Here is a 24,553-nt window from a genome sequence, read left to right as displayed (position 1 = left end):
AATTTATCTTTACCGCCATGAACATCCTCATCCTTGGATCGGGCGGGCGGGAAAGCGCCTTTGCCTGGAAGATATCACAAAGCCCAAAGTGCTCACAGTTATTTATTGCTCCGGGTAATGCCGGTACCGGTCAGTATGGCACTAATGTAAATTTGAAGGTTACTGATTTTGAAGGCATTAAAGCATTTTGCCTTACCAACTCTATAAACCTTGTACTGGTTGGCCCGGAAGAACCACTGGTTAAAGGCATTCATGATTTCTTTTTGGCTGATGAGCAGATAAAGCACATCCCAGTGGTTGGCCCGCAGCAGGAAGCCGCCCAACTGGAAGGAAGTAAAGATTTTAGTAAAGCATTTATGCAGCGCCACAATATACCTACAGCTGCATCAAAAACATTTAACCGTGACACTCTACAAGAAGGCTTTGATTACCTGGCAACAGCAGGATTGCCTATAGTACTAAAAGCAGACGGGCTTGCTGCAGGCAAAGGAGTATTGATATGCCTTACACTTGAAGAAGCGCGGCAGGAACTTGCAGAAATGCTTACTGAAGCAAAGTTTGGTGATGCCAGCTCTAAAGTAGTTATAGAACAATTTCTGCAGGGCATTGAACTTTCCGTTTTTGTGATGACGGATGGCAACAGCTATAAAATATTGCCTGAAGCAAAGGATTACAAACGCATCGGCGAAGGCGACACCGGTTTAAACACCGGTGGTATGGGGTCAGTATCCCCAGTGCCATTTGCCGATGCAGAATTTATGCAGAAGGTTGAAGAGCGCGTAATTATACCAACTGTGGAGGGACTGAAAGCGGAAGGCATACCTTACAAAGGGTTTATATTTATTGGCTTAATGAACTGCTACGGCGAGCCTTTTGTTATAGAGTACAACTGCCGCATGGGCGACCCGGAAACCGAAAGCGTAATGCCGCGCATAAGCTCTGACTTTATTGATTTGCTTGAAGGTGTGGCAGAAGGCAACCTGGTAGAAAAACAACTGGAGATATCTGAAAAAGTTGCTGCCACTGTAGTATGCGTTTCCGGCGGGTATCCTGGTGAATACTTAAAGAATAAAGCTATCAGCGGAATAGAAAACGTGAGAGACTCGCACGTTTTCCACGCAGGAACAAGCTTTAGCGGGGAAGATGTGATAAATACCGGGGGCCGCGTACTGGCCATTACATCCTTACAGGACAACATGTTTGATGCCCTGCAGCAAGCTACTGCCGATGCGAGCCGTATCTATTACGATGGTGTTTACTTTCGCAAGGACATAGGGTTTGATCTACTGTAGTCGTGTAATCCGAAAGACAGAAAGTCCGTGAGTATAAAAGCAAAAACCTCGATGTGTAGAACATCGAGGTTTTTGCTTTTATTACAATTTTGTCTTTACGACTTTAGCTTTCCCTCAAATTATATTTTACCGAACAGCTCTGCAAGTTTATCGTTCAGGTCATCGCCCCGAAGGTTTTTGCCGATTATTTTTCCGTTAGGGTCTATCAGGAAGTTTTGCGGAATAGCGCGCACGCCGTACATACCTGCTGCTTTGCTGTCCCAAAATTTAAGGTCAGATAATTGCGTCCAGGCTAAACCATCCTTTTTGATTGCGGCCAGCCACTTGTCCTTTGCATTTGGACGATCAAGCGATACACCAAGAACGGTAAAGTTCTTATCCTTATAGTTGTTAAATGCTTTTACCACATTAGGGTTTTCGGCACGGCAAGGGCCACACCATGATGCCCAAAAATCTATCAGAACATATTTCCCACGGAATGATGATAAGCTCACCATTTTTCCAGCAGTGTCTGCCTCGGCAAACTCGGGCGCTGTTGCTCCCAAAGCAACAGCTTTTAGCTTGGGTAATATTTCGCCAAAGGCCTTACCACCTGCAGATGCTTTAACATCAGCAGACAGAGATTCGTATAATGGTGCTATATCAACATAGTCAGCACTGTAAGCGAATGATTGTAAAGCGTTAAGGCTAACGTAAGAATCAGGATGATCTTTAATGAACTGCTGATTAATTGCTTTCTCTTTAGATTCTATCGCCTTTTCATCTGCTTTGGCCTGTTTCTGAAACTCCGGTGAAGACGCTTTATCACCGGCAGCCTTCTCCTTGGCTTCCATTGCTTCATAACCTTCGTTAACCGGCTTCATAGCAGCCTGGTACATCTGGTTTTCACGGTTAGTTTTACCACCGTCAACTTTAGCGTTTTTAAGCTCATCTGCAGTTACAATTGTAATCGTGCCGGGTTCGATGTACAACTGTTTATAATCGCGTGATGAATTCATGCCAGACCCCTGCGGATTGAACAGTAAATAACCACTTGCAGGCACGGCAGCAGCTTCACCGGTAAATTTAAATTTACCATCAGTAAGAGAAACTGAATCTGAAATAGTCTTACCCTCTTTACGATATTGCAGATATACCTTCGCAGGCGCACCAATCTTGCCGACGTTCCCCTGTATTATAAATTTTTTATCCTGTGCAAAAAGCATTGTTGGCAACAATGCTAAAGCGCTTAGTGTAAGTTTTTTCATGTATATGTATTTTAAGGCCTAATATGGTGCTTTAAGCTTAAAAATCAAAGCCTTGCTTTAATATAACTAATGGGTGACATAATCGACAATGCGAAGACGCAAGCATAAGGGTTATGCCCAACCAATACTATACAACTCTATTTCACATAAAGCTATATCTTACCGAATAGCTGTTCCAATTTAGCATCCAGATCGTCGCCGCGAAGATTTTTAGCTATGATTTTACCTTGTGGGTCTATAAGGAAGTTTTGCGGAATAGATTCGACACCATAAAGTTTCGCCACAAGGTTGTCCCAAAATTTAAGGTCAGATACCTGGGTCCAGTTTAATCCATCACTTTTAATCGCGGCCAGCCATGCTGCTTTACCGTTTTCTCTGTCTAAAGACACCCCAAGTACGGTAAAGTTTTTGCCTCTGTATTTGTTATAGGTACGCACTACATTGGGGTTTTCCTGGCGGCAAGGGCCACACCATGATGCCCAAAAGTCAATAAGTACGTACTTCCCTTTAAACGAAGAAAGGCTAACCGGTTTACCGTTAACATCTTCCTGGGTAAAGTCGGGAGCCATGCTGCCAATTGCCGTGATACGTAATTTATCCAGGGAGTATTTTAATTGCTTACCCTGATCTGAGTTCTTTAACTCGTCAGACAACCCGTTAAACAATGGTTCTACTTCATTCACGTCCGGAGAGGGGCCGCTTACGCTGGTAAGCGCAAGCAAGCTCAGGTAACTATCAGGATTAGCCGTGATAAACGAGCGGAGCGCGGTTTTCTGTTTGTCCTGCAAGGCTTTAAACCTGCTTTGCATACTGTTTTGAAAAGCTGCTGATTGCTGCTGTGCAGCAGTAGCTTTCTGTGCTTCTTTACTTATTGTTTGCGCTTCTGCTATGATAGGTTTAAGCTGCGTTTTAAGCCTTGCATCATCATCATTCAGTTTAGAACCGGTGATTTTTGCGTTTTTCAAAGAGTCGGTAGCCACAAGATTAATGATGCCTTTTTCTACATAAAACGGGAGGTAATCTGCACCGGCAATAGGCATTCCTCCCTGAGGAAAGTTTTGCTGAACATATTTTTGAAACCCTAACCCTTTATAGTCCAGCATCAATGTAGCATTTACCGGGTTCATTACTTCGCCCGTAAATACAAACTCGCCGTTCTTAAGCACTACAGAGTCGGTAACCGTGTTTGCACCTAAACGGTAAGCCAGGTAAGCCATAGCGGGCGCATTTATATTACCAACCTTCCCTTTTACGGTAAATGGTTGTGAATTTTGTGCAAATGCCACCGCAGGCAATAAGGCAATCAGGCCCAGGAAAAAGTTCTTCATGTATTAATAAGTAAATTTTTATAACGGCTAAACAGCCAGCAGATTGCGGCTTAGTTCAACTTTTGGTAAGTGCGCCACCAAAGGTCGGGCATCTCGCCGGAGCGGGCTGTCTTATAATCTTCGTAGCGACACGGTACCAGGTGAAAACGCTCGTTTTTAGATCCGCCTGTTGGATAAGGTACCTGCATCCACCAACGGTCGCTTTTCTTGCTTTTTACAAACACCAACTCGTGGTCTTCATGCTTAAGGCTGGTTTTATAGATGAGGTACTGTGATTTTGGATTAAGCGGAAAATCCTTCTTCCGGTTATAAAAGCCGTCTATAAAATACCACACCATTTGGGAGAGCAGCATGGCAGTTTGTCCATTACTATCGTAAGCGGGGTTGAACTCATAAAAACCTATTGAAGTAAGTTTGTCGCTAAAGCCCGCATAACGGCATATTTGGCAGGCGTCTTCCCCGTAAAAACCATTGGGTTTAGCATTTGCATTTCCGGCAGCATCTGACGAACGAATGGCACCCATATCAAAGCTTACCATATTTGCATTACGGATAACAGGCTCTGTAACCGTAATATTCCCCGCAAGTTCGCCAAGGCGGTGCGCGTCAAAGTACAGCTTACCCATAACCGTAAGGCTATCCTGGCTGTTCAGATACGTTTGATAACCCAAGTTACTAAAGTTGAACAGGTAATTTGGTTCGTGAAGGAAAATCTTGTTCAGGTATCCGGCCGAGGTGGTCTCGATGCTGTCGTGAAAACCATCGTCTTCCAGGTCAAACTGTGCATCAACAACCAGCACATCTACTTTCTGCTCAAGCTTTTCATAACCCAAATACTGCGCATAGGTAAGGTCTTGCCCTCCGCCAATTATTAGCGGAACAATATCTTTTTTAAGTAATTCCTCAACAACCGTCTTCAGTGCGTAATACGTATCGGTTACCTTTTCACCCCTTACTATGTTGCCGAGATCTACAATATTTGTCTTGTAAGCGCCCTCGTGTAATTGATAAAGTTTCTCACGCACATAGTCGGGCGCCAGCGCACAGCCGGAATTATTAACGGCATTGCGGTCATCCATTACACCGATAATAGCGATATCGGTTTTTTCTTCCAAATCAGGGAAAGCTACTGAATGATGGTTGATCTTGTCACCAAGCTGGCTGGTAAAATAGCCCCCTTTTGGCAGCATCTTTTTTAAGTCAATCGGTGTGAAAAAATCGGCTAAAGACATGTTTAATATGCAGCTGTGGTGATGTGCAAATGTGCAGATTTTTATTGATGTGCAGATGTATTGATGAGCAAATGTGCATATTTGACGAATGATATTGGTTACAGGCGCTACGGGTTTTTTGGGTGCAGAACTGGCTAAAGAGTTGCTGCTGCGTGGCAACAATTTGCGCTGTACAAAAAGGGCTTCGTCAACCCTCCCGGAGATACTGCTACCTTATTCGGCACAGATAGAATGGGTTGAGGCCGATCTGATGGATCTCTTCGCGCTGGAAAACGCGCTGGAGGGAATTACTCAGGTTTACAATTGCGCTGCCTGGGTATCACTAAAAGCCGCTGATAAAGAGCCGATGATACTGACCAATGTTAAAGGCACAGCTAACCTGGTAGACCTTTGCGTTGAACGTAACATCCGAATGGTACACACCAGCTCAGTTGCTGCCGTGGGTGAAGCTAAGCCCGGCGAACAAATTACAGAAAACCATCACCTGGACCCCACCACCGAAGAGGACGGCTACGCTATATCTAAGCTGGAAAGCGAAATGGAGGTTTGGCGCGGCATAGCTGAAGGATTAGATGCAGTAATTGTAAACCCAAGCATTATAATTGGCACCAGCGCCGGAATAGAAGGGAGCGGCCAATTATTTGAGACCATCCGTAAAGGACTGAAATACTATAGCGGCGGTATTATGGGTTTTGTTGATGTACAGGATGTTGCTAAATGTATGATATTGCTGATGGAGAGTAACATAACGGCAGAACGCTTTATCATAAATGCTGAAAACCGCGCTTATCAACAAATATTTAATGAAATAGCTACTTGCCTGGGCGTTGAGCCGCCCAAGAAACTAGCCAGGCCCTGGATGCTGGAAGTAGCCTGGCGCGGGGCATCAATATGGGGCAAAGTTACCGGGAGCGATCCGTCTATAGACAAAACAAGCGCTCGGGCCGCATCAGTAAGCCGTAACTTTGATAACAGCAAGATAAAACAAGCGGTAAACTTTGAGTTTAAACCGCTAAGCGATTCTATCAGGGAGATATGCGAAAGCTACAGGAGCGGAGTGCAGGTTTAGTTACCCCGTCATGGCTGAACCTAACTTTGTAGCATGCAAAAGCGATAGTTTTTGATAAAGTGCTGCCGGCTGGAAAGGCTTAGAAAGATAATCGTTCATTCCTGCTGCATTTATCTTATCATAAACATTTATAGCAACTGATGCGGTTAATGCAATAATTGGCAGCCCTGCTTTAATAGGGTCACTCATTGCCCTTATAGCTAAAGCAGCATTATAACCGTCCATTACCGGCATATGCAGATCCATCAGTACGCCGTCAAAGGTATGGCTTGACACCTGTTCAACAGCCTCCTGCCCATTACGGGTGACTACAGCAGTTACCTCCCATTTGGATAGCAACTTATTGATTAACAATGCATTTATTGGATTATCTTCTGCTATAAGTATATTGAGACCGGGAAGCGTTCCCATTGATACCGGCTTGGAAGACACCGGCTTAACTGCCCCTAAATAAGACTCAAAAGCTATTTCGAATGAGAAAACAGACCCTTCACCCGGAACGCTTTCCAGTAATATATCAGTATTGAACAGCTTGAGGAGCCGCTTAACAATGGCAAGCCCTAGCCCGGTTCCGCCATAGTGCCGGGTAGTGTCTGAAGATGCCTGAACAAAGGGATCGAAGATGGCCTGTTGCCTTTGCGGTGCAATGCCGATACCAGTATCGGCTACATAAAAACGAACTTTTAGCGTACCAAAATCTTCAGAAACCACACTTGCGTGCACAGTTACGCTACCCTCTTCGGTAAACTTTATTGCATTACCTGCTAAATTGTAAATAATCTGTGTTAGCCTTGTTGGGTCGGTAATTACCCATTGTCCTTTCAGCTGTTCATCAACGTCCATCACCAACTGAAAGCCTTTATCTTTTGCTTTATGCTGAAGCCCCGAGCATACCCCATGGATCAGCCCGGTTAAGTTTACCGGGATTGCCTCCAGCTCTATCTTACCGTTCTCACCTTTATTATAATCCAAAATGTCATTCACAAGGGTCAGCAAACTGTTAGCCGAAAACTCAAGAATATCTAAATTCTCTGCCTGTTCTTTGGTAGCTGTATCCATTACCAAATTGGCCATACCAATTACAGCATTCAACGGGGTACGCAATTCGTGCGACATGGTAGAAAGGAAAACAGACCTTGATTCTGCAAGCGCTTTAGTTTCTGCAATGGTGGCTTCCAGTTGTTTATTAAGCTCCTCCTTTTCCGCAATGTTGTCTTTAAACGCCCTGTAGAAAAGGTAATGGATGTACACCATAGTAGAAAAGTTCATCAACGCGATGATCTCAAAACCCGGGGAGGGCAACCCTTGCGGAACACGGTCCAGCCGCCATGTGGGATCATGATTGGCAACAAGGTACATCATCACCGGTGCGATAGCTACTACGCTATAAACTACAGCAAACCTGTTGTTGATGAGATAGTACCCCACAAACGTCACCATAAATACAAACTGAACGGTAAGCAAGTTGAGTACCTGACCGTAAATTACCACCGAGGTCCATATCGCGAACAAACCGGATAAGATAATGATGTGCGATACCAGGAGCACATGCTGAGGACGCCAAAGCACATATTTGGTTAAAAACGCAAACATCACGAAGATGAAAATGGAGCGGTGCAATTGATGGTCTAACATCCCGTGAACAACCAGCGGAACGCCTATCACCAGCTTTAACAATGTAAGCACCAGCGTAACTAATACAATACGAATCCGTGCCCGTTTGAGAGAATCAGGCTCGCGATCAACAACCCTTTTAAGCGAAAAATTCCAAAAAGGTAATTGTGAATCCATTCGTCATTAATTAGGTTGGGCGACATACGCCATTGACGAACAAAGGTATCAAAAGAAAATACAATTACATAGTTACCTCAAAATCAGCAAGACAACGTTCTCTACATGCTGAGTATGAGGGAACATGTCTACCGGCTGTATCTTAACAGTGTCGTACTTTTCCTTAAGTACAAGTAAATCGCGGGCCTGGGTGGCCGTGTTACAGCTTACATATACAATCTTTGGTGCTTCTATCTCCATCAGGCGGGCCACTACATCAGGGTGCATGCCGGCGCGCGGCGGATCGGTAATGATCACGTCCGGTTTGCCGTGCTCGGCAACAAACTCCGGCACCAGTACATCCTTCATATCGCCCGCGTAAAATTTAGTGTTGGTGATGTTGTTGATGGCCGAGTTAACTTTCGCATCCTCAATGGCCGAAGGGACATACTCTACTCCTACCACCTGCCGCACGTGGGCTGCAATAAAATTGGCGATGGTACCTGCACCGGTGTAAAGGTCATAAACCAACTCATTTCCTGTAAACCCGGCGAAGTCGCGGGTAATCTGGTACAACCTCAGCGCCTGTATGGAGTTGGTCTGGTAAAAAGATTTAGGACCAACTCTAAATTTAATGACGTCGCCATTTCCGTTCGGCATCTCCTCATGTATGTATTCGGGCCCTTTCCAGCTGATTACCTCCTGGTCAAATATGGTGTCGTTCTTCTTGGTATTAAGTATGTATAACAGGGACGTTATTTGCGGAAAATTGGCATCAACAAAACCCATCACCGCGTTAACCTCATCTTCGGTAGCATGGGCGAACACTACAATTACCATGATCTCACCTGTATAAGAAGTGCGAATTACCAGGTTGCGCAATGCGCCGGTATGTTCGCGTACATCGTAGTAACTAATGCCCTGCTCCCTGGCAAAAAGGTTTATGCTGTTGCGGAGATAGTTAGATGGGTCGCCCTGCAGGTAGCAATGCTTCACGTCTAATATCTTATCAAACCTGCCCGGGATATGAAAGCCGAGCGCGTTCATATCCAGCTGTACATCCTCCCTGTTTTCGCCATCATACAACCAGCGTTTGTTAGAGAAGGTAAACTCCAGTTTATTGCGGTAGTAGCGATCGGCAGGAGATGGTACTATGGCATCCATATGGGCCACCTCTATCTTGGCCAGGCGCGACAAAGCATCGTGCACAGCTTTTTGCTTGAATTTTAATTGGGCTTCATACGTCATGTGCTGCCACTTGCAGCCACCGCACGTACCAAAATGCTCGCAAAAGGGTGTGGTACGGTGCTCAGATGGTTGAACAAGCCGGGTTATCTTTGCTTCGCCAAAGTTCTTTTTAGCGCGGTATACCTCAACATCGGCAATATCTCCGGGAACAGCTTTTTCAATAAAAAGTACAAGGTCATCGGTCTTGCCCACTCCTTTACCTTCTTCGGCAATATCAATTACCTGTACGTTCTCGAAAAACTTGTTGCTGAATTTTTTTCCGCCTCTGCCCATAAGGATGCAAAGGTACATGTCTGAATCAGAATTTTCAGAATTTTAGAATAGACAGAATTTCAACGTTGCATTTAAAGCAAATGCTACAGGAATTTAAAGGCAAAAGTCACCAACACAGGCTAATCACATTAACCTTTCACCGGCCTCATTTAAAAAAGAATTACAAGAAAAAGCTTAGCAGCTTATCAAAGTAAACTTCAATAATAAAGCTGTCTATTTCAACCTGCTCGTCTATCTGGTCTGAAAAGTCTATTAGTTCCTGGCTCATGGTAGTGATGTTTTACTATGCAAACATAGTAAATACTATACCAAAAACCAAAACGGTATTTTGATTTATTTGGGACGTCAGTTCTTTAGGTATCATTTCACCACATGGTTTAAACCAGTATAGCCGCTTTTACGAGGTAAGGCAATATCTCTTTTTGGAAGGATACGAAATTTTTGCGTACGTCGCTGTCGCTTACGGAGGTGAATGCAAAGCTAAATACGATGTTCTTACTGCATTTTATCAGGAAGCGTAGCCGCTGCTGATAGGTCTCGTGCTTGCGGATGCCTGCAAGCTGGGTAAAAGATTGCACCAGCAGTTCCTCTAATTCATTAGAAAGGTTTTTAAGAAAATCCTGTGAGTTGGTGCTTTCGCGAATAAAGTCCCAGCCTATAAACTCGTTGCAAACGGTATAGCTGAGGCGGCAGGTTTTCATGATGAGGTTGCTCAGATGCTTCTCCTCATCCATCTCCGGCGCGTCGGTGTTTATCAGTTCATCAACACTAACCTTTATATAGTCCATCAGCAATACATGTAGTATAGCTTCCTTACTGTCGAAGTATTTGTAAATGGTTGCTTTAGCAATTTTTGCCCGCTTAGCAATCTCGTTAACGCTGGTTTTATGATAGCCGAATTTTCGGAACAGTTCCTGCGATGCCCTCTTTATGCTGTCTTTAATTTTATCGGCTTCCATGTATCAGTTAGATACAAATATCTCAAAATTACTCACATTTACGCTATAAACACGTAAAGACCTGGTAGCAGGGGCTTTTACAGGGCTGCCGTCTGACAGGGAGAACTTAGCCCCGCTGCATGGATCGGTAGCGGTAAACCCGCTTTCATCGGGCGAAACGGCGCATAATTTTTCTGGCTGATAGCTGCTGCAACGGTCGTAAGCAACATAGATACCATCAGCTCGCCTGTAAATTAAAATGCCTGCAACGCCATAACCTGATATAGCTACAGACCCGCCCGGGCTGTTAAGCGCAGCCAAACGTGGGTCTGTTTTTGAGGCGCGGAAGTTAACCGGCACACTGGGCACTGCGTTTTCCGCTTTGCCACAGGAAAAGAAGATTATAGCAGTAATTACAACAAAAACTGCTTTCCTCATATGATCTCTGTCTGGAACTGTTTCAGGAACCTCACATCGTTTTCAGAAAATAACCGAAGGTCGCGGATAACATACTTCAAATTGGTAATACGTTCTATACCCATTCCGAAGGCAAAGCCGGTGTACTTTTTACTATCGATACCGCAATTTTCCAATACGTTAGGATCAACCATACCACAGCCTAGTATCTCTACCCAGCCGCTGTATTTGCACATATTACAACCAGAACCTTTACATATGGTGCAGGAAATATCCATTTCGGCAGATGGTTCGGTGAACGGGAAATAAGACGGGCGGAAACGAACCTTGGTTCCTTCACCGTAAAGCTCCTGCACAAAGTGGTATAACGTCTGCTTCAGGTCAGAAAAAGAAACGTTCTCATCCACATATAAACCTTCTACCTGGTGGAAGAAGCAATGTGCACGTGCAGATATTGCTTCATTACGGTAAACGCGGCCGGGCATTATAGCGCGGAACGGTGGTTTGCCGCTCTCCATCATCCTAACCTGTACGGATGAGGTATGGGTACGCAGGGCAATATCGTCGTTCCCCTCTCCTTTACGCACGAAGAAAGTGTCCTGCATATCGCGTGCAGGGTGTTCCTCCGGGAAGTTCAAAGCCGAGAAGTTATGCCAGTCGTCTTCAATCTCAGGCCCTTCTGCTACTACGAAACCCAGGCGTTTGAAAATATCGATGATCTCGTTACGTACCAATGATAGCGGATGGCGCGAGCCTACTTCAAAACCGTCTCCCGGTAGGGTAAGGTCTTGTGAAGAATCATGGCTTTTAACACCAGAATCCAGGCTTTCTTTAAATTCGTTGTACTTTTCTTCAGCGAGTTGTTTGAACTGGTTAAGCACTTTACCGAAGGTGCGTTTCTCTTCGGGGCCAACGGTTTTAAACTGGTCAAAAAGGTCTTTTATGATCCCCTTTGTACCCAAGTACTTAATACGAAAAGCTTCCAGCTCCTCTGCTTTTGCAGCGGTAAAGGCTTTTATCTCGCTGGTATATTTATCTATCTGCTCCTGCATTTATCTTGCTTGTAAAAAACTGAACTACAAATATAAGGCTATTATTTTAACACGCCCAGTGCTGTGCCCACCTTGGTGAAAGCGGCAATAGCTTTATCTAAGTGATGGGTGTCATGCGCGGCTGATATTTGCACACGTATACGGGCCTTGCCCTGCGGCACTACCGGGTAGTAAAACCCTATCACGTAAATACCCTCTTCCAGCATTTTAGCGGCAAACTCCTGCGCCAGCTTAGCATCATACAGCATCACGGGCACAATGGGGTGAACGCCCGGCTTAATGTCAAACCCTGCAGCGGTCATTTTCTCGCGGAAATATTTAGTGTTACGCTCAAGCTTGTCGCGCAGATCAGTAGTTTCGCTTAACATGTCCAGCACGGCTATAGATGCGCCTGTAATAGCCGGTGCCAGTGTGTTGCTGAACAGGTACGGACGAGAGCGCTGGCGCAGCATATCAATGATCTCTTTACGGCCTGATGTAAAACCACCAGACGCACCACCAAGAGCTTTACCCAGTGTGCCGGTAATTATATCTATCTGGCCCATTACGTTATGATGCTCGTGCGTGCCGCGGCCGGTTTTACCCATAAATCCGCTGCAATGGCTCTCATCAATCATTACCAACGCGTTGTATTGCTCTGCAAGCTGGCATATTTTGTCCAGCTGAGCAATTGTACCATCCATACTGAAAGCACCGTCCGTAACTATAATACGGTGACGAAGCTCCTGCGTAGCTTTAAGTTTCTCTTCCAGGTCGGCCATATCATCGTGCTTGTAACGCTGGCGTTGCGCTTTGCATAGGCGAACTCCGTCTATTATCGACGCATGGTTCAACTCGTCAGAAATAATCGCGTCCTGTTCATTAAACAACGGTTCAAACACACCACCGTTCGCGTCAAAGGCAGCAGCGTACAGGATGGTGTCTTCAGTACCCAGGAACTCCGAGATCTTTTGCTCCAGCTGTTTATGTATGTCCTGTGTACCGCAAATGAAACGCACTGACGAAAGCCCGTAACCATGGGTATCCATTACAGCTTTGGCGGCTTCTATCACCTTAGGGTTACCAGACAGGCCCAGGTAGTTATTAGCGCAAAAGTTAATCACTTCCTGGCCGCCCTGCACGGTAATATCAGCACCTTGCGGTGAGGTAATAATGCGTTCACGTTTATATAATCCGGCTTCTTCTATCGATGCGAGTTCCTGCTGCAACACAGGCTGTAAGGTTTTGTACATAATAACAGATGTTAGCCTGCAAAATTAAGCATTACAGGCAAATGCACGCAAAACCGTTCAACTTTAAATATATTGCTGCATGAACAAACCTTTTAGGCATAAAATGTATTTAGTTAACAGCTATATGAAAAGATACCTCCTTATACTATTTCTTACGCTTACCGCTTCCGCGGTTTCGGCCCAGCAACACTTGCTTTCCGGCCATATTACCGGGCCAAAAAACGAGCTGATACCCTTTACTTCCGTTTACATACGCAACTCTACTTATGGTACCACAGCCAACGAGGATGGCAACTACCAGTTCCGCCTTGCACCGGGAAGCTATAAAGTTGTATACAGAATGGTTGGCTACCGCGAGAAGGCTTACGATGTAACCATAGGCGATCATGACGAGCGACTCGACATCCAACTGGAGGAAGAAATATTTACCCTAAAAGACAGCACAGCATACAACGAAAAGACCGACCCTGGCATGGATATAATGCGTAAGGTGATAGCCGCACGTAAGCAGCACATGCAGGAATTTAAAAGCTATAAGGCTACTGTATACATTAAAGGCGTACAGCGCCTCATTAGCGCACCTAAAGGGCTCATGGGCGAAACGGTAAGCCGCCAGCTAGAACTTGACTCTGTTGGTCGCGGCATTCTTTACCAATCAGAATCATTGTCGGAGTTCAACTTTGAGCAGCCATCTAAATTTAAAGAGATAACAATAGCCTCCAAAACGGTTGGCGCGAGTCCACCGTTCAGCTATAATAAAGCTTCGGATCTGCAATTGAACATCTATAATGATGTATTTGCTATTAATGGGTTAAGCTCTCACGGCTTTGTTTCACCAGTGGCATCAAACGCTTTAAGCCACTACAACTACAAGCTGGTGGGTACAACGGTAACCAACGGGCGTACCATACATAAAATACAATTACTGCCCAACCACAAGCACTCCCCTACCTTTAAGGGTAATATTTACATAGTAGACGGCGACTGGCGTATTTACAGCGCAGACCTGATGCTGACCAAAAAGAATGATAACCTTAACCTGATAGATACGCTTAACATTAGTCAGCAATATATACCTATTCGTGACAGTGTTTGGCTGCCATCAGCTATACAATACAGTTACAACGGAAATGTACTTGGCTTTGAGTTTGGTGGTTACTACCTGGGTATTTACAACAATTACCGCATCGACCAGACCTTTCCCGATAAATACTTCAACGGAGAGGTACTTAGGGTTGATACTGCTGCCAACATTAAAACATCCAATTACTGGGCAGCTACCCGCCCGCTTCCATTAACCAAGTCCGAAGCAAGGGATTACGTTAAGAAAGACAGCGCTGAAGCCTTCCACAAAACCGATGTTTGGAAAGAAGTTAATCAGCATAAGAAGAACAACATTAACTACTTCAGTTACCTCATCTTTGGCTATGATGCCAGCAGCCGCGATGAGCGGGACTCTTTATACATCTTCCCTTTCCTGCAAACGTTTTATTATAATACGGTTGAAGGTTTTGGTATAAATGCCAAGGTAACTTACACGCACAAGGTAGATGACTTTCATTCATGGAAAATTACGCCTGCTCTTCGCTATGGATTCTCAAATAAGCTCTTCAGCGCTAACATGCTCGGTGAGTACCTTAATGATCCGTTTCACAACTCAAAGTTCTGGGTAAACTTTGGCAGCGACGTGCTCGATCTTAACAACGTAGGTACACGATCCTTATACTTCAACACGCTTAGTACACTGCTTTACGAAAACAACTATGTGAAGTACTACCGTTCACAATATGGAGGTTTTGGCTACCAGCGCGAGTTGGCTAATGGTGTTATGTGGAGCGGCAGTTTAAGTTATTCTGGTCGCCGGCAGTTGTACAATACATCGTTCAGTAAAATAAGGGATGTAAAGAATAAAGAATTTACCTCTAATAATCCTTTGGCTCCTGCAGGTACCCCTGCGGATGACCAATCGTTCCTGTTCCCTACCCACCAGGCACTTTCGTTGAACACCTCGGTTGCTTTCACTTTTGATCAACAGTATATTACCCGGCCAACCGGTAAGTTCAACCTCCCGTCCAAATACCCTACACTTACCTTAAACTACCGTAAAGGGATCAATAAAGTATTTGGCTCTGACGTGGACTACGACTTCGTCTCGGCAGATATATCACAATCAAATATCAGGATAGGATTATCAGGTTATTCGTCTTTTAAACTTACAGGTGGCGATTTCATCAATAACCATAAGCTCTATTTTATGGATTACTATCACTATTTGGGGAACCAGGGCACCACGTTCGATCCATTGTACATAGGTAGCTTTCACTTTTTGCCATTCTATACTTATAGCACCTACGGCGCGTTCTTCGAGGCTCATTATCAGCACAACTTTGCCGGTTCCATACTCAATAAAATACCGTTCATGCGTAAGCTTAAACTTGAAGAGCTTATCGGTGCAAACTTCCTGACCACCAGAGGCAATCCTAATTACCGCGAGTTTTACGTAGGCTTGCAACGCCTGATCTTCCGTGTGGATTATGGTATATCTTACACAGGCAATAACAAATACATACAGGGCATAAGAATATTTTACGGTATAAGATAGCGGAAAGATAAAAGCTGAAAGGCCAAAGCTAAAAGCAGGAGGTTAGGAAAATTTAGCTTTCTGCTTTATACTTTTACCTCTCAGCTCAAATACTTATCTTTGCGCCTCATTTAACGCCGTTTGCAGCGGCATCAATGAGTTATGGCAAAATACAACACACTACTGTACTATTGTTATTCAACAATAGAAAACGGCGAGCAATTTGCTGCCGATCACTTAAAATTTTGTAGAAGCTTAGGCTTAACCGGCCGCATTATAGTGGCAGATGAAGGCCTAAACGGCACCGTATCCGGCACGCCTGAAGCATGCGAGACCTACATGAACACTTTACATGCCGATGCCCGCTTTGCCGACATCGACTTTAAAGTTGATGAAGTAGATGAGCCATCATTTGTAAAGATGCACTGCCGCTATAAATCAGAGATCGTGCATTCCGGCTTGCGTGATCCTAACATCATCAATCCACAAAAACAAACAGGTAAACACCTCGATCCGAAAGAGTTTTTGGAAATGAAGGACCGTGAAGATGTTGTAGTGCTTGACGTACGCTCTAATTACGAGCATAGCCTTGGTAAGTTCAAGAACGCGGTTACGCTGGATATCGAGAATTTCCGCGACTTCCCGGCGATGATCAATGAACTTTCGAAGTACAAGGACAAGAAGATACTCACCTATTGTACCGGCGGGATCAAATGCGAAAAGGCTTCTGCTCTGCTGTTGCATGAAGGTTTTAAAGATGTTTACCAGTTGCATGGCGGTATAATTAAGTACGGTAAAGAAGCAGGCGGGCAGGATTTTGAGGGCAAGTGTTACGTTTTTGACAATCGCCTTTCGGTTGATGTGAATAGCGTAAATCCGGTAGTGATATCTACCTGCCGTAATTGCGGCAAAGTGACGCCTAAAATGATTAACTGTGCAAACCCCGAGTGCAACGAGCACTTTACCCAATGCGATGAATGCGGTACTGCTATGGATGGTTGCTGCAGTGCTGAGTGCAAGGAGCACCCACGTAAACGCGTTTATGACGGAACGGGATATTACGTTAAAGTGCCCCAGCCTGTTAACACCGCTAAAAAAGCCTCAAAACAGTCGGCAACTGCCGAATAATACATGGATAAGCCTACCTGCGGGTAGGCTTATTTCTTTTAACCCCTGCCAAAGCGTACTTTCGTATACAAAAGTGTTTGCCAGGCACTTAGATCATCCATGCGTAAACCAGTTCTGTTATTACTGTTTCTATTATTTGTAAAGTGTTTTGCTTTTGCTGCTGACATCAAAAGCATCGGTGTACCCTATGTGCAAAATTATACCAAGGCACAGTACCAATCGGGCAATCAAAACTGGTCGGTAACGCAGGATGAGCGCGGCGTAATGTACTTTGGCAACGACGAAGGCCTGCTCTCCTTTGACGGGAAATATTGGCAACTGAGCCGCATGCCCAACGGCCTTATAGTGCGGTCTGTAGCTGCCGACAAAAAAGGGAAGATCTACTCCGGTGGGTTTGGAGAATTTGGCTATTGGGAAAACCGCAACGGCTTTTTGAAATATCGTTCGCTAACAAAGCTTATCCCACGACAGTACCAGCCTGTAAAAGAAGAAATATGGAAGATATATGTCGACACGGATCACGTTATTTTTCAGTCGTTCGGTGCTATTTATATTTATGCAAATGGTAAAATAACGGTTGTAAAGGCACCTACCCCTTTTTTGTTCCTGTTTAAAACAGGGCAGCGTTATTTTGTTGAACGGGTTGGCGTTGGTCTTTTTGAGTTAAAAGGCACTAAACTACAGCTGATCCCGGGCAGCAATATTTTAGGGAGCCGGGTACTCTCTGTATTACCTTTCGCTGACGGGCGTTATCTTATCGGCACCGCAAATAACGGCTTGTTCATCTTCAATGGCATTAATATTACACCCTGGAAAACCCAGGCTACCGAGTTTCTAAAGAACTTTCAGCTTAATAATGGGGCGGTTATTCCCAATAAGTACTTTGCTTTTGGCACGATACTAAACGGCATTGTAATTATAGATACCGCAGGCAACGTTGTGCAACATATTAACAAGGCTAGTGGTATGCAAAACAATACTGTACTGAGCCTTTATACCGATGCGGAGCAGAACCTATGGGCCGGGTTAGATAATGGCGTAGACCGCATTGAAGTAAATTCGCCATTATACTTCTATTTCGATAAAACAGGACGTTTCGGCACGGTATACTCAAGTATAATCTACGGAGATAAAATTTATTTGGGAACTAACCAAGGTTTATTCTACAGCGACTGGCTTAAGGGTAGCGGCAATCAACTCCTCCAATCGTTCGATTTCAAGCTGATACCAGGATCACAGGGCCAGGTGTGGGATCTTTCCCTGCAAGATGGTAAACTACTTTGCGGCCATAACGATGGCACCTTTCAGGTAAACGGCAGCACTATAACCAAAATAACATCCCTTAGCGGCGGCTGGACAATAAAGAAAATCAGCACAGATCAACTTATACAAGGGTGTTATACGGGGCTTATTATCTACCGTAAAGATGTTGCCGGAAACTGGATCTTCGACCACAAGATAGAAGGTTTTGGCGAACCATCGCGTTATGTAGAACAGGATAACAAAGGACAGATATGGGTTAGCCACGCCTACAAAGGCATTTACAAAGTGACGTTAACGGCTGATAAGAAGCGTGTAGCATCTCAAAAATATTACGATAAACGATCCGGCCTGCCAGACAGCTACAATGTGGGCGTTTTTAACCTTGATAACAGGGTGGTTTTCTCCTCCGACTCCGGTTTTTATGTTTATGATGACATAACAGATCGTTTCTATCGTTACAACCAGCTTAATTCAAGGCTAAAAACCTTTGCATTCAGCAATAAGGTAATATCAGCCATAGGTAAAAAGTATTGGTTTATCAACCATGGGCGCGTGGCATTGGCGGACTTGTCTGTTCCAGGGAAACTTACCATTGATAGCAACAGGTTCAGCATGCTGAACGGGCAAATGGTACAGAACTACGAGAACATCAGCCTGATAAATAACCGCATTTACCTGATAAGTGTAGATGATGGCTTTGTGATTGTAAATGATGCTGACGCGCGCCGTGGCGGTAAGATAATCCTGCCCCAGGTACTTATCCGTAAAATTGAGAATATTACCGATAAAGTAACCGTAATAAATGATATGCACAGCAGTACGGATACTGAAATTAACCTCCCGTATAATCAAAACAACATTCGTATTGCTTACGCTCTGCCTTACTACCGGCAAGTAAAAATACAGTACCAGTACTACCTGGAAGGCTATTCAAGACAATGGTCAGACTGGAGCCTCCAGAGTCAAAAAGAATTTACAAACCTTAATCACGGCATTTACCATTTTAAGGTAAGGGCGAAGATAAACGATGAAAACGTTTCAGAAACTACCGAGCTTACATTTGAGATACTGCCGCCATGGTACTTCAGTAAAATTGCATTAGCCTTTTATGTACTGCTGTTTATACTAACCTGCTACCTTATCAGGAAGTACTACCTACTTAACCTGGATAAGCATCAACGACAAATACAGGAGAAGCTACAGCGCGAAAAAGAGGAGTTCCTGCAAAGGGAAGCCATAGCCAACCAGCAGCACATTGTTACCCTGAAAAACGAGCAACTGCAAGCCGACTTAGCCAGCAAGAGCCGTGAGCTGGCAAACAGTGCTATGAATATTGTGTATAAGAACGAACTGCTTCAGAAGATCAGTGATGAGATAAACAAATTTCGTGACAGCACCGGTAAAAAGCTACCGGAAGATCAGCTTAAAAAACTTCACAAGGTAATTGATGAAGGGATGAATGACGAACGGGATTGGAACGTTTTTGAAAGCAGCTTTAACGAAACCCATGAGAACTTTTTTAAGAAACTGAAACACGACCATCCAGATTTGGTTCCTAACGATCTTAAGTTGTGTGCCTACCTCCGCATGAATATGAGTAGTAAAGAAATGGCATCGTTATTGAACATTTCTTTGCGGGGTGTAGAGATAAGACGTTACAGACTGAGAAAAAAGCTCAATTTAGAGCACGATAAGAACCTTAGCGAGTTTCTCATGGAGCTATAACACTACATCATTACCTCTCATAAGCTCTTTTCGCCATCGTATGTACTTTAAGAAGTTTGTAGTATGTATTTGATACACTACTATCGTCACAAACGATTATTCTTCAATTCGTTACATTTCTGATTAAAATTGAATGAGAAACCGTTTAACCTGTGATGTATTAATGTAGAGGAACATTATTTGCTAAAAATCTATTTACTCCGCAACTTCGACCCTACGAAAAACCAATTAATCTCAAGTACTAACAAATTTAATCACCCACTATGAAGAGAATTTACAAGATCTCGGGGTTACTGCTATTGTTTACTTTTTTCTCCACAGCTGTTTTTGCACAAAACATTACCGTAAAAGGTAAGGTAAGCGATGCAAAAACAGGTGAAGCGCTTATAGGCGTAACTGTTGGAGTTCAGGGTACATCAAACGGCACCCAGACGGATGTTAACGGCAACTTTACAGTAAGCGTTGCATCAAACGCAACATTACAAGTGTCGTACATAGGCTACACAACTCAAACAGTAGCTGTTGACGGCAGAACTTCAATTGATATCAAACTGGCTACTTCAGCAAATGAGCTGGCCCAGGTAGTTGTAGTTGGCTACGGCACACAGCGCAAGCTTGACGTTACCGGCTCTGTCGCCTCAGTTAAAGGAGAAGACATCTCCAGGCAGCCATCTACCAACGCGGTAAGTTCACTGCAGGGTAAAGTTGCAGGTGTGCAAATAACCAACAGCGGCTCGCCAGGATCATCTCCGGAGATCCGTATACGTGGTTTAGGTACTGTATATGGTAACGCTAACCCGCTTTATGTGGTAGACGGTGTATGGTTTGATGACATCAGCTTTCTTAATCCTAATGATGTTGAGAACATCAGCATCCTTAAAGATGCGTCAGCCGAATCTATTTATGGCGTACGCGCTGCTAATGGTGTTGTTTTGGTGACCACTAAAAAAGGTAAAGGCGCTCCAAGCATTAGCTACAACGCTTACGCGGGCTGGCAGAAAGTTACCAATCAGCCTAAACTTGCTAATGCAAGCGAGTATGCTACTTTAGTAAATGAACTTAACCGCACCAACACTTTCAGCGATCCGGCAAGCCTTGGTGAAGGCACCAACTGGCTGAACCTTGTTTTACGTGATGCTTTTACCATGAAGCATGATATAACCGTTAGTGGCAGTACAGAAAAATCTTCTTACAGCTTTTCAGGCGGCTACTTAAAACAACAGGGTGTAGTGTCTGGCAACGACTATGACCGTGTAACTGCTCACTTACAGCAGGACGTGCAAGCAACCAACTTCCTTAAATTAGGTTACAATGCAGTTTTGCAGGGCAGCAAATCGCGCGACATCCCGGGCGACATTATTTACAAGGCATTTACAGCAGCGCCGGTTGTACCTGCGTTTTATTCAAACGGCAGCTATGGTGACCCTAATGATTACCCGGTTGGTAATATCCCGAGCAACCCGCAAGCGTCGTTAGATTTCTTTAACCAGCGCTCAAACAACTACCGTTTTACAGGTAACGTTTATGCCGATGTTAACTTCACCAAATTCCTGAAGTTCAGGACCAGCTTTGGTGGTGAATTCGGACAAGCGGAAGTACGCAGCTATAATCCGGTTTACCAGGCGACAACTACACAATTTAATAAAATAAGCGACCTGAGCATTTCACGTGCAGATGTTCGTAACTGGATTTGGGAAAATACCTTAACGTTCGACAGGACCTTCGGTCAGCACCATTTAACAGTTCTGGCAGGCCAGTCAGCTCAACGCTACAAATCTTACAGCATTACCGGCACCGCGCAAAACGTGCCTTACACCAGCGACGGTGACCTTTATTTAACATTAGGTTCTAACGACGTTACTAATCCGCGTTCGGTAACTGATGGTGGCGCTCTTAGCACGTTCCAATCCTTCTTTGGCAGGGTGAACTACTCATTCGCCGATAAATATTTGCTGAACGCATCATTCCGTGCAGACGGTTCTTCTAAATTCATCGGCAACCAACGCTGGGGTTATTTCCCATCTGTAGGTGCAGGCTGGGTGATCAGCAATGAAGAGTTCATGAAAGATCAGCACATTTTCGATAACCTGAAAATCCGTGGTAGCTGGGGTAAAATAGGTAACGCATCAGTGCCTGCAAACCTTTCAACGCAAACCGTTACACAAAGCGCCAACTTTATAGCGGTATATAACGGAACATCGGCAACGGGTGCCAACATCACCACCATAGTGCCTCCAATAACCTATTGGGAACGCGGTGTAGGTACCGACTTCGGTGTAGAAATGGCATTCCTTAACAATAAGCTTAGCTTCGAAGCCGATTATTACAAAAAGAAAACCGAGCAGGCAATCTTTGCTATTCCAATCCTTGGCTCATTAGGCACAACCGGCAACACCGTTATAGGTAACCAGGCTACTTTTGATAACCACGGCTTCGAGTTTTCTGCAAGCTGGAGAGATAACATCAATAAAGATTTCTCTTATTCTGTTAGCGGTAACTTCAGCATCAATAACAACAAAGTATTATCTACCCAAACCGGCGCCAACCCAATTTATGCTGGCGGCGCTGCTGCTACAGGTGGCCAGTTAAGCACACGTACTATTGTTGGTCAGCCTATTGGCGAGTTTTATGGATTAGTTGTTGACGGTGTGTTCCAAACACCTGAAGAAGTTGCTTCATCTTTGCAAAAGAATGCTAAACCAGGCGATTTCAAGTACAAGGACCTTAACGGCGATAAAGTTATCGACGCTAAAGACCGTACCGTTATTGGCAACCCTAACCCTAAGTACCTTTATGGCTTAAACACCAGCTTTAAATACCGCCAGTTTGATCTTGCTGTAGATTTGCAAGGCGTAGCAGGTGTTGATGTTTACAACGCTAACCTGGGCTTGCGTTACGGTGCAGAAAACTTCACTAAAGATTTCTATAATAACCGCTGGCATGGTGCAGGTACGTCAACTACCTACCCGTCTGCAAACATTGGTGGTGGCGAAAACTACAAGCCAAACAGTTTCTTCGTAGAAAGCGGCGCCTATTTCAGGATTCGCAACGTACAGTTGGGCTATACCCTTCCAGCTTCAATAGCTTCTAAACTATACATGAAAGGCATACGGGTTTACGCAAGCGGACAAAACGTTTATAATTCATTCAAGTACCGCGGCTTTAACCCTGAGATTGGCGGTTCACCAACAAACGCAGGTATAGACAATGGCGCTTACCCGCTGTATGCTACTTACAATTTTGGTGTGAACGTTACATTTTAACATAAAATATTAAAGGACATGTTTAACAATAACTTTAAATACGCACTGGCTTTTAGCTCATGTGCAGTGCTGATGATTGCGCAGGGATGCAAGAAAAGCTTCCTGGATGTGCCACCTCAGGCGCAGCAGCCCAGCGTGGAATTTTTTAAGACTCAGGACGACGCTACAAAAGCAGTCAACTCTATATACGCCAACCTTCGCGAGTGGAAACAAACTGCATTTGCACCTATAGCTATTGAAAGTGTAGGCAGCGACGAAACAGAAAAAGGCAGCAGCGAAAGCGACGCTACATTCTTCAACAGCTATGACAACTTTACAGTAACGGCTTCCGACGGCCAGTTGCAGGATTTTTGGAACGGCCAGTACCAAAGCATAAACCTGTGTAACCAGGTTTTGGATAATATCCCGGCTATTTCGATGGACGAGTCGTTAAAGAACCGTTACATGGCCGAAGCTAAGTTTGTACGCGCTTACAATTACTTCAGGCTGGTGCGTGCATTTGGCGATGTAGTATTAAGGCAGCATGTACCAAAGGATGCTTCGGAATACAATCTGCCGCGCACAGCAAAAGATCAGATTTATGCTTTTATCGAGAAAGACTTAACTGAGGCTGCTGCAGTATTGCCACAAACCTACGGACCTGCAGACATTGGCCGGGCTACCAAAGGCGCAGCGCTTGCTATGCATGCCAAGGTTGCTATGTACCAAAAGAAATGGGCAGATGTGCTTAACTACACCAACCAGGTAATGGGTATGGGTTACTCATTGTTCCCGAACTTCGAACAGGAGTTCAGGATAGCTAATGAAAACAGCACTGAGTCGGTATTCGAAATACAGGCGCAAAGCCTTCCGGGCGGTGCGGCTAACAGCCAATACTCACAAGTACAGGGCGTACGTGGCCAGTCTGGTGGTGGCTGGGGCTTCAACGTACCTACACAGGCGCTTGCTGATGCCTTTGAAGCAGGCGACCCACGCAGAGACGCTACTATCATCTTCCGTGGTGAAACTACGCCAGAAGGCGATGTGGTAGCTGCTACCGGTGACAACCCGCGTTACAATCAAAAATCATACGTGCCATTTACCCGGCCGTTCCTGCAGAATGAAGGTGAAGACCAGAACGTGCGAGTTATTCGTTATGCAGAAGTGTTGCTGATGAATGCCGAAGCGGCAAACGAAACCGGCAACACCTCACAGGCATTATCGTCATTAGAGATGGTAAGGGCACGTGCAAGGGGCGGAAACAACGCTATCCTTCCTAAGGTGACTACAACAGACCAGGGTGCACTACGTACCGCTATCTGGCACGAACGCCAGGTGGAGCTGGCAATGGAGTTTGACCGCTACTTTGATGTTATCCGTCAGGGTCGTGCGCAAGCCATTTTTGGCCCTAAAGGCTGGACACCTAACAAGAACGAAGTTTGGCCGGTACCACAGAACGAGATTGACCTGAGCGCCGGACTATTAACACAAAATCCTGGTTATTAATTAAAACCTA

General features: G+C 44.7%; 16 protein-coding genes. 7 read left to right on the top strand and 9 right to left on the bottom strand.

All coding sequences use genetic code 11. From position 1 onward, the window contains the following. Positions 1-17: 17 nt before the first annotated feature. Positions 18-1,292: a phosphoribosylamine--glycine ligase gene (purD, locus tag DYU05_RS13840; protein ID WP_117383694.1), complete on the top strand. Its 1,275-nt coding sequence runs from the start codon at positions 18-20 to the stop codon at positions 1,290-1,292. A gap of 119 nt (positions 1,293-1,411) precedes the next feature. Here purD and DYU05_RS13835 read toward each other — a convergent pair whose 3' ends face one another. The 3 genes from DYU05_RS13835 to DYU05_RS13825 form a co-directional block, all read right to left on the bottom strand. Then, the gene (locus tag DYU05_RS13835) at positions 1,412-2,539 is read right to left on the bottom strand and encodes a TlpA disulfide reductase family protein (protein WP_117383693.1); all 1,128 of its coding nucleotides are present in this window, start codon (positions 2,537-2,539) and stop codon (positions 1,412-1,414) included. Between the two features lie 152 nt (positions 2,540-2,691). After that, the gene (locus tag DYU05_RS13830) at positions 2,692-3,867 is read right to left on the bottom strand and encodes a TlpA disulfide reductase family protein (RefSeq protein ID WP_117383692.1); all 1,176 of its coding nucleotides are present in this window, start codon (positions 3,865-3,867) and stop codon (positions 2,692-2,694) included. 50 nt (positions 3,868-3,917) lie between these two features. Next, positions 3,918-5,099 (bottom strand): formimidoylglutamase, encoded by a 1,182-nt coding sequence (locus DYU05_RS13825; RefSeq protein ID WP_117383691.1) that lies wholly within the window; start codon positions 5,097-5,099, stop codon positions 3,918-3,920. Positions 5,100-5,187: 88 nt separating this feature from the next. On the opposite strand from DYU05_RS13825, the gene DYU05_RS13820 reads away from it, so the two are divergent. After that, the gene (locus tag DYU05_RS13820; protein WP_117383690.1) at positions 5,188-6,168 is read left to right on the top strand and encodes an NAD-dependent epimerase/dehydratase family protein; all 981 of its coding nucleotides are present in this window, start codon (positions 5,188-5,190) and stop codon (positions 6,166-6,168) included. Here the strand turns inward: DYU05_RS13820 and DYU05_RS13815 are convergent, their stop codons facing one another. The 6 genes from DYU05_RS13815 to kbl all read right to left on the bottom strand — a co-directional run bounded on the left by DYU05_RS13815 (position 6,169) and on the right by kbl (position 13,098). Further along, on the bottom strand, positions 6,169-7,959 hold the full coding sequence (locus DYU05_RS13815) for an ATP-binding protein (RefSeq protein ID WP_117383689.1): 1,791 nt from the start codon (positions 7,957-7,959) through the stop codon (positions 6,169-6,171). Positions 7,960-8,031: 72 nt separating this feature from the next. Next, positions 8,032-9,459, bottom strand: a complete 1,428-nt coding sequence (rlmD, locus tag DYU05_RS13810) for a 23S rRNA (uracil(1939)-C(5))-methyltransferase RlmD (RefSeq protein ID WP_117383688.1) — start codon at positions 9,457-9,459, stop codon at positions 8,032-8,034. Positions 9,460-9,836: 377 nt separating this feature from the next. Further along, complete coding sequence (locus DYU05_RS13805) at positions 9,837-10,418, bottom strand: TetR/AcrR family transcriptional regulator (RefSeq protein ID WP_117383687.1); 582 nt, start codon at positions 10,416-10,418, stop codon at positions 9,837-9,839. A 3-nt stretch (positions 10,419-10,421) separates the two neighbouring features. Beyond that, the gene (locus DYU05_RS13800) at positions 10,422-10,835 is read right to left on the bottom strand and encodes a Rieske (2Fe-2S) protein (protein WP_117383686.1); all 414 of its coding nucleotides are present in this window, start codon (positions 10,833-10,835) and stop codon (positions 10,422-10,424) included. Then, positions 10,832-11,866 (bottom strand): phenylalanine--tRNA ligase subunit alpha, encoded by a 1,035-nt coding sequence (gene pheS / locus DYU05_RS13795; protein WP_117383685.1) that lies wholly within the window; start codon positions 11,864-11,866, stop codon positions 10,832-10,834. The genes DYU05_RS13800 and pheS overlap by 4 nt, the downstream gene beginning before the upstream one ends. 41 nt (positions 11,867-11,907) lie before the next feature. Beyond that, positions 11,908-13,098, bottom strand: coding sequence for a glycine C-acetyltransferase (kbl, locus tag DYU05_RS13790; protein WP_117383684.1), 1,191 nt, complete (start codon positions 13,096-13,098; stop codon positions 11,908-11,910). Between the two features lie 124 nt (positions 13,099-13,222). On the opposite strand from kbl, the gene DYU05_RS13785 reads away from it, so the two are divergent. From DYU05_RS13785 to DYU05_RS13765, 5 genes are all read left to right on the top strand, one after another. Next, positions 13,223-15,700, top strand: a complete 2,478-nt coding sequence (locus tag DYU05_RS13785; protein WP_165852079.1) for a DUF5686 family protein — start codon at positions 13,223-13,225, stop codon at positions 15,698-15,700. Between the two features lie 141 nt (positions 15,701-15,841). Further along, entirely contained in the window at positions 15,842-16,807 is a 966-nt protein-coding gene (gene trhO, locus DYU05_RS13780; protein ID WP_117383682.1) for an oxygen-dependent tRNA uridine(34) hydroxylase TrhO, read from the top strand. Between the two features lie 99 nt (positions 16,808-16,906). After that, on the top strand, positions 16,907-19,795 hold the full coding sequence (locus DYU05_RS13775; RefSeq protein WP_117383681.1) for a ligand-binding sensor domain-containing protein: 2,889 nt from the start codon (positions 16,907-16,909) through the stop codon (positions 19,793-19,795). A gap of 263 nt (positions 19,796-20,058) precedes the next feature. After that, positions 20,059-23,058: a SusC/RagA family TonB-linked outer membrane protein gene (locus DYU05_RS13770; RefSeq protein WP_117383680.1), complete on the top strand. Its 3,000-nt coding sequence runs from the start codon at positions 20,059-20,061 to the stop codon at positions 23,056-23,058. Positions 23,059-23,076: 18 nt separating this feature from the next. Continuing rightward, positions 23,077-24,543, top strand: a complete 1,467-nt coding sequence (locus DYU05_RS13765) for a RagB/SusD family nutrient uptake outer membrane protein (RefSeq protein ID WP_117383679.1) — start codon at positions 23,077-23,079, stop codon at positions 24,541-24,543. The last annotated feature ends 10 nt before the right edge of the window (positions 24,544-24,553 follow it).

Source organism: Mucilaginibacter terrenus (genome assembly GCF_003432065.1).
Classification (GTDB): Bacteria; Bacteroidota; Bacteroidia; order Sphingobacteriales; family Sphingobacteriaceae; genus Mucilaginibacter; species Mucilaginibacter terrenus.
This window is presented reverse-complemented; position numbering and strand designations above follow the sequence as displayed.

What these genes read in the sequence shown, in the direction of transcription:
- purD (WP_117383694.1), top strand. Translation starts at nt 18, where the DNA reads ATGAACATCCTCATCCTTGGATCGGGCGGGCGGGAAAGCGCCTTTGCC.
- DYU05_RS13835 (WP_117383693.1), bottom strand. Translation starts at nt 2,539, where the DNA reads ATGAAAAAACTTACACTAAGCGCTTTAGCATTGTTGCCAACAATGCTT.
- DYU05_RS13830 (WP_117383692.1), bottom strand. Translation starts at nt 3,867, where the DNA reads ATGAAGAACTTTTTCCTGGGCCTGATTGCCTTATTGCCTGCGGTGGCA.
- DYU05_RS13825 (WP_117383691.1), bottom strand. Translation starts at nt 5,099, where the DNA reads ATGTCTTTAGCCGATTTTTTCACACCGATTGACTTAAAAAAGATGCTG.
- DYU05_RS13820 (WP_117383690.1), top strand. Translation starts at nt 5,188, where the DNA reads ATGATATTGGTTACAGGCGCTACGGGTTTTTTGGGTGCAGAACTGGCT.
- DYU05_RS13815 (WP_117383689.1), bottom strand. Translation starts at nt 7,959, where the DNA reads ATGGATTCACAATTACCTTTTTGGAATTTTTCGCTTAAAAGGGTTGTT.
- rlmD (WP_117383688.1), bottom strand. Translation starts at nt 9,459, where the DNA reads ATGGGCAGAGGCGGAAAAAAATTCAGCAACAAGTTTTTCGAGAACGTA.
- DYU05_RS13805 (WP_117383687.1), bottom strand. Translation starts at nt 10,418, where the DNA reads ATGGAAGCCGATAAAATTAAAGACAGCATAAAGAGGGCATCGCAGGAA.
- DYU05_RS13800 (WP_117383686.1), bottom strand. Translation starts at nt 10,835, where the DNA reads ATGAGGAAAGCAGTTTTTGTTGTAATTACTGCTATAATCTTCTTTTCC.
- pheS (WP_117383685.1), bottom strand. Translation starts at nt 11,866, where the DNA reads ATGCAGGAGCAGATAGATAAATATACCAGCGAGATAAAAGCCTTTACC.
- kbl (WP_117383684.1), bottom strand. Translation starts at nt 13,098, where the DNA reads ATGTACAAAACCTTACAGCCTGTGTTGCAGCAGGAACTCGCATCGATA.
- DYU05_RS13785 (WP_165852079.1), top strand. Translation starts at nt 13,223, where the DNA reads ATGAAAAGATACCTCCTTATACTATTTCTTACGCTTACCGCTTCCGCG.
- trhO (WP_117383682.1), top strand. Translation starts at nt 15,842, where the DNA reads ATGGCAAAATACAACACACTACTGTACTATTGTTATTCAACAATAGAA.
- DYU05_RS13775 (WP_117383681.1), top strand. Translation starts at nt 16,907, where the DNA reads ATGCGTAAACCAGTTCTGTTATTACTGTTTCTATTATTTGTAAAGTGT.
- DYU05_RS13770 (WP_117383680.1), top strand. Translation starts at nt 20,059, where the DNA reads ATGAAGAGAATTTACAAGATCTCGGGGTTACTGCTATTGTTTACTTTT.
- DYU05_RS13765 (WP_117383679.1), top strand. Translation starts at nt 23,077, where the DNA reads ATGTTTAACAATAACTTTAAATACGCACTGGCTTTTAGCTCATGTGCA.